Below are 9,256 nucleotides of genomic sequence, written 5' to 3'. Positions count from 1 at the left end.
CCCCCACTCCGGCGCATACGAACGGGGCCCGGCCGCGAAGATGCAGCTGGGCCCCGTGAAAGCCGATGTGCTCAGCCCTTGAAGTGCAGTTCGACCGAGCCGTCCGCCCCTGCGACGATCTTCACATCGTCGAGATCCATGACGTGCACGGTCGGCTCGTACTGTGCGGCGCGCGGGCCGACACCGACCACGCGCATGCCGGCCGCCTTGCCCGCGGCGATGCCGGCGCCGGAGTCCTCGAAGACCACGCAGTCGGCGGGGTCGAGGCCGAGCAGGGCCGCGCCCTTGAGGAAGCCCTCGGGGTCCGGCTTGCTCGCCGAGACGGACTCGGCGGTGACGCGGTGGGCGGGCATGGGCAGCCCGGCCGCGTTCATACGGGCGGTGGCGAGCGCGAGATCGGCCGAGGTGACCAGGGCGTGCGGCAGGTCCTGGAGCGCGGCCATGAAGGCCGGGGCGCCGCCCACCGGGACCACACCGTCGATGTCGGCGGTCTCGGCCGCGAGCATCTCGCGGTTCTCCGCGTAGTTCTCCTCCATCGGACGGTCCGGGAGCAGGACGGCCATCGAGGCGTAGCCCTGCCGGCCGTGCACGACGGAGATGACGCGCTCGAAGTCGAGGCCGTGCTTGTCGGCGAACCGCCGCCAGCAACGCTCCACCACCGCATCGGAGTTGACGATCGTGCCGTCCATGTCGAGAAGCAGGGCGCGGGCGGTCAGCACGGCGGGGGCTTCGGTGGCCGTCATCGGCGGTCTCCTGAGCTCGGGACGCGGCCGGCTGCCGGCCGCGGAAGGTCCGCGACCGATGGCCGGCCACGGAGGGTCGCGGCCTGACGCGACCGCGGAAGAAACAGAGCGGTCCCGCCCGCCGGTCAGGGGGTGCGGGCGAGGACCACTTTGTTCCTACAGCATACAAACCAGAAGAGGGGATACGCCAGCGGCCTGCCCGATACCGGACAGGCCACCGGAAAACAGCAGGTCACAGCGGTCTCGGCAGGAGGCTTACGGTGCCACGGCCTCGTAGAAGCTGAAGCAGGCGAGCGCGAGCATCGCGATCGCCGCGATCTTGGTGATCAGCGCGAGGGGCACCCGCTTGAGCAGCGCCTTGCCGCCGACGATGCCGATCGCCGCGACCGACCAGAGCGCGAGTACGGCACCGAGGCCGACCGAGAGCGGGTCGTCGTACTTGGCGGCGAGGTTGGCCGTCATGATCTGGGTCAGATCGCCGAACTCGGCGACCAGGATGAGCATGAAGCCCGCACCCGAGACCTTCCAGAAGGACTGGTCCTCGGGCTTGCGCACCTCCTCCTCGGACTCGTCCTTCTTCATGAGCAGCATCACCGCACCCGCGAGGAAGAGCACGCCGGTGATGGCCTGGACGAGGCGGTTCGGGAGCAGGGTGAGCACCGAGCCGGCCGCGATCGCGAGCGTCACATGCACGGCGAAGGCCGCGGCGACACCGGCGAAGACGTACGAGGCGCGGTAGCGGGTGCCCAGGACCAGGCCGGCGAGCGCGGTCTTGTCGGGCAGTTCGGCAAGGAAGACGACGCCGAAGACGAGCGCCATGACGCTGAAGCTGATCAAAATTCCTCAATCGGTCGGGGCTGCCCCACCGAGAGTTGCTGCGGACACCTCGGCACGGCAGCGCGCTGAGGAGTGACTCCCCTGACGAGGGCACACGTGCGGCACTGCTCTGCCGAAGGTCTCGCTGGCGGATCACGCGTGATCCGCTCCGGGCGCCGGCCCAGCCAGTCGGTGAAGACGGCTGAGCAGTATGTCGACGGTCCGGCGAAGAGCTACTCCCCTTCTGCGCCATCCATCGTACGCGACCTACGTCCGCGCCCGTCAGGGCCTTAGGTCCCGGCCCTCACTCGCGGCCGCACCCGCCTCCGACCGGCACTTTCACCAACTCCCTTGAGATCAGGGACGGATGGCGATCGCGCACGCCCCCTTGTCCGCTCATCGCCTTGACGGGACCCTGTCACCCGGCGCACACCTCCACGCAACATCGCGCCGCCAGCATGAGCGGGCCCGAAACCCACGGGAGCGCTCAACGTCCCCCCACATCAAGGGAGTTCGCATGTCCGGTGTCTACGCGCGTCAACGAGCCGGCGCACTCGCCGCCCTCACCGCCGCGGCGGCCGCTGTGAGCCTGCTCACCGGCCCGCCCGCCCAGGCCGCGCCGCCCACCCCGATCAGCGCCACCACCGCCCGTACGTATCTGGGCCAGCTCACCGTGAAGGCCGAGGGCTCCTCGACCGGCTACAGCCGCGACAAGTTCCCGCACTGGATCACCCAGTCCGGCGCGTGCAACACCCGTGAGGTCGTCCTCAAGCGCGACGGCACCAACGTCCAGCAGGACTCCAGCTGCGCGGCCACGTCCGGCAGTTGGTACTCCCCGTACGACGGCGCCACCTGGACCGCGGCATCGGATCTCGACATCGACCACGTGGTCGCGCTCGCCGAGGCCTGGCGTTCGGGCGCGAGCAGCTGGACCACCGCGCAGCGCCAGGCCTTCGCCAACGACCTTTCCCAGCCCCAGCTGATAGCCGTCACCGACAACGTCAACCAGGCCAAGAGCGACCTCGACCCCGCCGAGTGGCTGCCGCCGCGTACCGCGTACACCTGCATGTACGTACGGATGTGGGTGGACGTGAAGCACCACTACGGGCTGAGCGTCGACTCCGCGGAGAAGAACGCGCTGACGTCCGCGCTCAGCGGCTGCTGAATCTTTACGCAGGAACCTCCCCGCTGCCCTCCGTCGTTCCGTACCGTACGGGCGACGGAGGGAAGTGATCACGATGACCCGGCTGCGCCTGGGCCCGCTGCTGCGCTATGTAGACGAGGCGGCCGCGACGATATGGGTGGAGACCGACCGCCCCAGCACGGCCGAGGTGCGCTGCGCCGACGGCGCCGGCGGCCGGGAGCATACGTTCCAGGTGGCGGGGCATCACTATGCGCTGATCCCGGTGACCGGTCTGACGCCCGGCAGCGACACCTCGTACGAGGTGTTCCTGGACGGTCAGCGGGTCTGGCCGCTGCCCGACTCGCCCTTCCCGCCGTCCACGATCCACACCCCCTCGGGCGCGGACGACGACGGGATACGCATCTCCTTCGGGTCCTGCCGCTGGGCCGCTCCGCCGTCGAGCGAGCACGATCCGGTGGGACCCGACGCCCTGGACACCCTCGCCGCGAAACTGGCGGCCCACCCCGATCACGTACGCCCTGACGTCCTGGTGCTGCTCGGCGACCAGGTGTACGCGGACATGACCTCCAAGGCCACCAAGAGCTGGCTGGCCGCACGGCGCGATCTGCGCGAGCCGCCCGGTGCACAGGTCGCGGACTACGAGGAGTACACGCACCTCTATTACGAGTCCTGGCTGGACCCCGAGGTGCGCTGGCTGCTCTCCACCGTGCCGAGCTGCATGATCTTCGACGACCACGATGTGATCGACGACTGGAACACCAGCGAGTCCTGGCTGGCCGAGATGCGGGCCACGCCCTGGTGGAACGAGCGGATCCTGAGCGGCCTGATGTCGTACTGGGTCTACCAGCACCTGGGCAACCTCACCCCGGCCGAGCTCGCCGCCGACGCGCTGTACGCGGCCGTGCGGGCGACCCCCGACGGCACGGACGATCTGCGCACCTTCGCCGCCGAGTCGGACCAGGACCCGGCGCGCACCCGCTGGAGCTACCGGCGCGACTTCGGCCGCGTACGGCTGCTGATGGTGGACACCCGCGGCGCGCGCGTCCTGAAGGAGTCCGAGCGCGCGATGCTCGACGAGGGCGAGGCCGCGTGGCTGCGCGAACAGGCGCTCGCCGACCGGGAGTCGAGCGACCACCTCCTCATCGGCACCTCACTGCCCTGGCTCCTCCCCCACCTCATCCACGAGGCCGAGGGCTGGAACGCGGCGCTCGCACGCGGTGAACGCGGGCCGCGCTGGGCCCGGTTCGCGGAGGATCTGCGACGGCGCAGCGATCTGGAGCACTGGGCGGCGTTCCCGCGCTCGTTCGACGCACTGACCGAGCTGATCGCCGAAGCGGGTACGGGCCCGGGTGCCCCGGCCACGGTCTGTGTGCTCTCCGGCGACGTCCACCATGCGTACGCGGCCGAGCCGACCTGGCCGAACGGTGAGCACACGCCCGACGCCCGCATCCTCCAGCTGACCTGCTCCCCGGTCCACAACTCCATCCACCGCTCGGTGAAATGGGGCTTCCGCTTCGGCTGGAGCAAGGCCGGCCGCGCCCTCGGCCGCCGCTTCGCCCGCCACGGACGACTCGGACAGCAGCCCATCAAGTGGCGCAGAACGGGCGGCCCTTGGTTCGGCAACCAACTGATGACCCTCACCCTCCGCGGCCGCACCGCCCGCCTCCGCCTGGACCAGGCCCAGCGGGTGCGGGGCAGCAGCCCACGTCTCGAGACGATCGAGGACACGCAGCTCACGTCGTAGGCGACCGGGCACGACGTAAGTGAGGGGTGCGCGAAGGCGCCGCCCAACGCGCACCCCACCGGCCCGCAGCCGTGCGACGTCTGGGCGGAACCCCACCGGCCCGCAGTCGTATGACGTCTGGGCGGAACCCTCACCGGCCCGCAGCCGCGAAACCGGCAGAAGGGGACGGGGAGGGGTGCCAGTTACACGGGCGCCCCCGACGTCAACGGCAACCCTTCACGGGAACGGCGCCATTGCCCGTGTAACTGGTACCCCGGACCGGCACCGACCCCACGACGAAACCGCACGCGAGACGGTTCCGGCCACGCGACGGACACCCGGACCACCACGACCCACGGCCCGCCCCACAGGCACCCGGACCCGCCACCACCACACGCCCCACCCCATGCCCGGCCGTTCCACCACAAGCAGGGCACCCCCGGCGTGATCCGAACCACAGCGGAGGGCGTAATTCCGACCAGCCCTTCGGCGGGCGACGCGACGACGGCATGATGAGGCGGAACATCCGCTTCCTCAACAGGCACCCCCACGCCACGAGCACCAAAAGCACCACCCCCGCGACGCCCAAGTTGCCCCCCACGCCCGGGAGTCCACCCCTTTGTCCGCAACACCACCCTCGACGACAACGCCCGCTTCGCCCCGAATACCCCCACAAACGCACACCGTCGCCGTGGTCGGCGCCGGCCCCCGCGGCACCAGCCTCGTCGAGCGCCTCTGCGCCTCCGCCCCCACCCTGCTCCCGCCCGGCACCCACCTGACGGTCCACGTGATCGACCCCGCACCACCGGGCCCGGGCCAGGTATGGCGCACGGACCAGCCCGCCGAGCTCCTGATGAACACGGTCGCCTCCCAGGTCACCCTCTACACCGACGACAGCGTCAGCTGCGCGGGCCCGATCCGCCCGGGCCCGAGCCTGTACGAGTGGGCGCTCCGCGATCCCCGTACCGCCCTGGGACCCGACGACTATCCGACGCGCGCCCTGTACGGGCGCTATCTGGAGTGGGTGTTCACCGAGACGGTGCGCCAGGCACCCGAGCAGATACGGATCGAGGTGCACCGGGCCCGCGCGGTCCGCCTGGAGGGCGGCGAGCACCACCTGGACCGCGACGATCCGCAGTCCCTCACGCTCGACGACGGCACCCGCCTCGCCGGTCTGGACGCCGTGATCCTCGCGCAGGGCCATCTCCCCACCCTCGGCGACCGCACCCAGGAGCGGCTCGCCGCGCACGCCGACCGGCACGGCCTCGGCTACTTCCCGCCGGCCAACCCGGCCGACCTGGACCTGACGTCACTCGCCCCCGGCGAACCGGTCCTGCTGCGCGGCCTCGGGCTCAACTTCTTCGACCACATGGCCCTGTTGACCTCGGGCCGCGGCGGCCGCTTCGAGCAGACCCCGCACGGGCTGCGCTACCTGCCCTCCGGCCACGAACCCCGGCTCCTCGCCGGCTCCCGCCGCGGCATCCCGTACCAGGCACGCGGCGACAACGAAAAGGGCGCCCACGGCCGCCACTTCCCCCTCGTCCTCACCGACGACGTCATCGAGACCTTCCGCAAACGCGCGGCCGAAGGCGACCCGCCGGACTTCCTCGCCGAGATCTGGCCGCTGATCGCACGGGAGGTGGAGTGCGTCTACTACGAGGCCCTGCTCGCCCCAGAACAACGCCCGGAGTTCCGCGAGCACTTCCTGTCCGCCACCGAACTCCCGCACCCCCTTTCCGGCGCCGAACTCCCGTACCTTCTGGACGAGTTCGGTATACGACCCGACGCCCACTGGTCCTGGGACCGCATCTCCCGCCCGTACCGCGGCCGTTCCTTCTCGGACCCCGGGGACTTCCGCCGCTGGCTCACCGGCTACCTGCACGAGGACGCCGCCCAAGCGGCACGCGGCAACCTCACGGGCCCGGCCAAGGCGGCCCTCGACGTACTGCGGGATCTGCGCAACGAACTCCGCCGCATCGTCGACCACGGCGGCCTCACCGGCCGTTCCCGCCGCGAGCACCTGGATCGCTGGTACACCCCGCTCAACGCGTTCCTGTCGATCGGCCCGCCCCGGCGCCGTATCGAGGAGATGGCCGCACTGCTCGACGCGGGCATCCTCACCGTCGTCGGACCGCGCATGGAGGTGCGCGCCGAGAGCGCGGCCTTCGTCGCCCACTCCCCCGAAGTACCGGGTTCCGAGGTCCGCGCGCGCGCCCTCGCCGAGGCCAGGCTGCCGGAACCGGACGTGCGGCGCACCGCCGATCCGCTGCTGACCCGGCTGCTCAAGACGGGCCGATGCCGGCCGCATGTCATCGGGGGTTACGAGACGGGCGGTCTGGACGTAACACCCGGCCCGTACCGTCTGATCGACCGCCGGGGAGCCGTACACCCCAGGCGGTACGCGGTCGGTGTGCCCACCGAGGGCGTGCACTGGGTGACCGCCGCGGGCGCCCGCCCCGGAGTCGACTCGGTGACGCTGTGCGATGCGGACGCCGTGGCGCGTGCGGTACTCGGCGACGTACGCGCGGCGAGTGCGACCGAGAACCGGAATCCGGCCGCTGACCGAATGTTGAACTTGCAAGTACGCTAAGGGTTGCCTAACGTGAGGCTCCCCCAGATCGGTTCACGTCCCCGAACCGAAGTAAGGAGCCCTCCATGACTGGACGTCTCAACAGCGCCCAGCCCTATGCCATAGGCCTGTTCCGCGCCGTCGTCGGCCTGCTCTTCGCCTGCCACGGCGCGGCGACCCTGTTCGATGTGCTCGGCGGTCCGATGGGCGGCAGCACTCCGGAGATCGGCGCCTGGCCGTCCTGGTACGCGGCCACCATCCAGCTCGTCTGCGGCGGCCTGGTCCTCATCGGCCTGGCCACCCGCCCCGCCGCGTTCATCGCCTCGGGCTCGATGGCGTACGCGTACTTCAAGGTCCACCAGCCCGAGGCGCTGTGGCCGCTGCAGAACGGCGGCGAGTCCTCCGCCCTCTTCTGCTGGGCCTTCTTCCTGCTGATCTTCACCGGCTCCGGTGCGCTCGGCCTCGACCGGCTCTTCTCCCGCGGTGCACGGGTGCGCGAGGAACTGGCCGAGGCTACGCAGGAGCCCGTCAGGCGTGAGGAAGCGATCCGAACGGCACGGTGAAACAGGCCAACCGGTCGCCCGCACCGCCCTGTTCGCGGTGCAGGACCACCGAAGCGGCCGCGCCCCGGCGGAAGTTCCAGCTGTGGTGCGCGGCCGCTTCGGCGTTTCCGGCCTTGTCGGTGGTGAAGTCCAGCCAGATCTCGTTGTCCGGGTTCAGATACTTCGGATCCTTCGAGGGCTGCACCGGGTCGACCTCGTTCTGGTAGTGCCCGCCGGCGTCCATCGGGTCGGTGCCGCACGGCTTCTGGTGCACGTGCGCGCCGTACGCGCGGCCCGGGTTGAGCCCCTTGACCTGGAGCGACACCTTGGTGCCCTGCTCGTCGGTGTGCTGGCGCACCTCGATCCAGCTCGCGGCGGGCACCAGCTTCAGGTCGTACGTCTTGGCGGTCGACGGGATCAGCGCGCTCGGCGGCGCGAAGGTGGCCTGCGCTCGCATCCAGTAGTAGTCCGCCGCGGCCGCACTGCCGACCGCCCCGCCGCCGACCGTCCCACTGCTGCCCGTCCCGTTCCTGACCGCCCCGCCGCCGCTCACCTCACTGCTGCTCGGCTCGCTGCCGCTCTGTGCGCCCGCGACGCCGCCCGACGTCGCGAGCAGCACGGCCGCCAGGCCCGCCGCCGCCATCCCTGCCACCATCGTCAGCACTCCCTCATGTCCCTCGCCCCCTGGGTTCTCCCTCCGTTCGTACGGGACTCGGGCGCCGCCCGCCGCATCGGGCACGGCAGCCGGGTGAACGGCCGATGCCCCTGCCCCGTACCCCCGTGGATGTCCCCGGACCCACCGTGCGTACGCTGTATGGCTGTTGATGTGCCCCGTGTCCGAAATCGGCGGACGCGCACTTCAGCGGCGCCCGAGCGGCGCGGTACTGCCGACCGGGAGGGCTCGTGCTGGACAGTGTGGGTGCCCTCACCGGCAGTCCTTGGATCTACGCCGTCGTGGCGGTCTCGATCCTCTTCGACGTGTTTCTGCCCGTGCTCCCCAGCGGCTTCCTGGTGATCACCGCGGCCACGGCTGCCGCCGCCGGATCGGGCGCGGCGGCCGGTTCCGCGACGCGCGTGGTGGGCGACGTACCCGACCTCATGCTGCTCGCGCTGTGCGCGGCGACCGCGTCGGTGCTCGGCGATCTGGCCGCTTACCGGCTCGCCTGGCGCGGCGGCCCACGCTGGGACCGCGCCCTGGCCCGCTCACGGCGGCTCGCCTCGGCGCAGGAACGTCTCGGCGCAGCGCTCGCACGGGGCGGTGGCGCTCTGGTCGTGCTCGCGCGGTTCGCTCCGGCCGGGCGCTCGGTGGTCTCCTTCGGCGCGGGTGCGGCGCATCGGCGGGTACGGGAGTTCCTGCCGTGGTCGGCCCTCGCGGGGGTCGCCTGGGCCGCGTACAGCGTGGGCCTCGGCTACTTCGGCGGCCAGCTGCTGGGCGCCAACTGGATCGCCACGGCGGTCTCGCTCGCGGCCCTGTTCGGCGCGGGGGCGGGGGCGGCTTATCTGATGCGGCGGCCGGCACCGGTGGTGGATCCGGCGGGGTGACCGGCGGCGGGGCCGGTGGTGGATTCGGCGGGGTGGACTGCCGCTTCCCACTGGGAGCTGGACAGTCCCCGCCCTCCCGGGGGCCGAACCCTTTCGAGCCTATCGGCCACCACTGACAACGCCCGCCGACAGCGCGTCACCGCCGACGCCCGCCGCCAACGCCCGCCCGGCTACGCG

Annotated in this window: 8 protein-coding genes; 5 read left to right on the top strand and 3 right to left on the bottom strand. The window is 71.4% G+C overall.

What is annotated here, in order from left to right; translation table 11 throughout:
- Positions 1–71 precede the first annotated feature (71 nt).
- Positions 72–743: an HAD-IA family hydrolase gene (locus ABT367_RS39090; protein ID WP_352258434.1), complete on the bottom strand. Its 672-nt coding sequence runs from the start codon at positions 741–743 to the stop codon at positions 72–74.
- Between the two features lie 255 nt (positions 744–998).
- Complete coding sequence (locus ABT367_RS39085; protein ID WP_352258433.1) at positions 999–1,580, bottom strand: TMEM165/GDT1 family protein; 582 nt, start codon at positions 1,578–1,580, stop codon at positions 999–1,001.
- Positions 1,581–2,076: 496 nt separating this feature from the next.
- Here ABT367_RS39085 and ABT367_RS39080 point away from each other — a divergent pair, with 496 nt between their 5' ends.
- From ABT367_RS39080 to ABT367_RS39065, 4 genes are all read left to right on the top strand, one after another.
- Positions 2,077–2,724 (top strand): HNH endonuclease family protein, encoded by a 648-nt coding sequence (locus tag ABT367_RS39080; protein WP_165334279.1) that lies wholly within the window; start codon positions 2,077–2,079, stop codon positions 2,722–2,724.
- A gap of 73 nt (positions 2,725–2,797) precedes the next feature.
- Positions 2,798–4,447, top strand: a complete 1,650-nt coding sequence (locus ABT367_RS39075) for an alkaline phosphatase D family protein (protein WP_352258436.1) — start codon at positions 2,798–2,800, stop codon at positions 4,445–4,447.
- 670 nt (positions 4,448–5,117) lie between these two features.
- Entirely contained in the window at positions 5,118–7,016 is a 1,899-nt protein-coding gene (locus ABT367_RS39070; RefSeq protein WP_352258431.1) for an FAD/NAD(P)-binding protein, read from the top strand.
- A 65-nt stretch (positions 7,017–7,081) separates the two neighbouring features.
- Complete coding sequence (locus tag ABT367_RS39065) at positions 7,082–7,558, top strand: DoxX family protein (protein ID WP_352258429.1); 477 nt, start codon at positions 7,082–7,084, stop codon at positions 7,556–7,558.
- On the opposite strand, the gene ABT367_RS39060 is transcribed toward ABT367_RS39065, so the two are convergent.
- Entirely contained in the window at positions 7,524–8,192 is a 669-nt protein-coding gene (locus tag ABT367_RS39060) for a superoxide dismutase family protein (protein ID WP_352258427.1), read from the bottom strand. The two genes, ABT367_RS39065 and ABT367_RS39060, sit on opposite strands and share 35 nt — an antisense overlap.
- A gap of 248 nt (positions 8,193–8,440) precedes the next feature.
- Here ABT367_RS39060 and ABT367_RS39055 point away from each other — a divergent pair, with 248 nt between their 5' ends.
- Positions 8,441–9,079 (top strand): DedA family protein, encoded by a 639-nt coding sequence (locus tag ABT367_RS39055; RefSeq protein WP_352258426.1) that lies wholly within the window; start codon positions 8,441–8,443, stop codon positions 9,077–9,079.
- Positions 9,080–9,256 lie beyond the last annotated feature (177 nt).

Origin of the sequence: Streptomyces mesophilus (genome assembly GCF_040300965.1) — a bacterium.
Lineage (GTDB): Bacteria > Actinomycetota > Actinomycetes > Streptomycetales > Streptomycetaceae > Streptomyces > Streptomyces mesophilus_A.
This window is presented reverse-complemented; position numbering and strand designations above follow the sequence as displayed.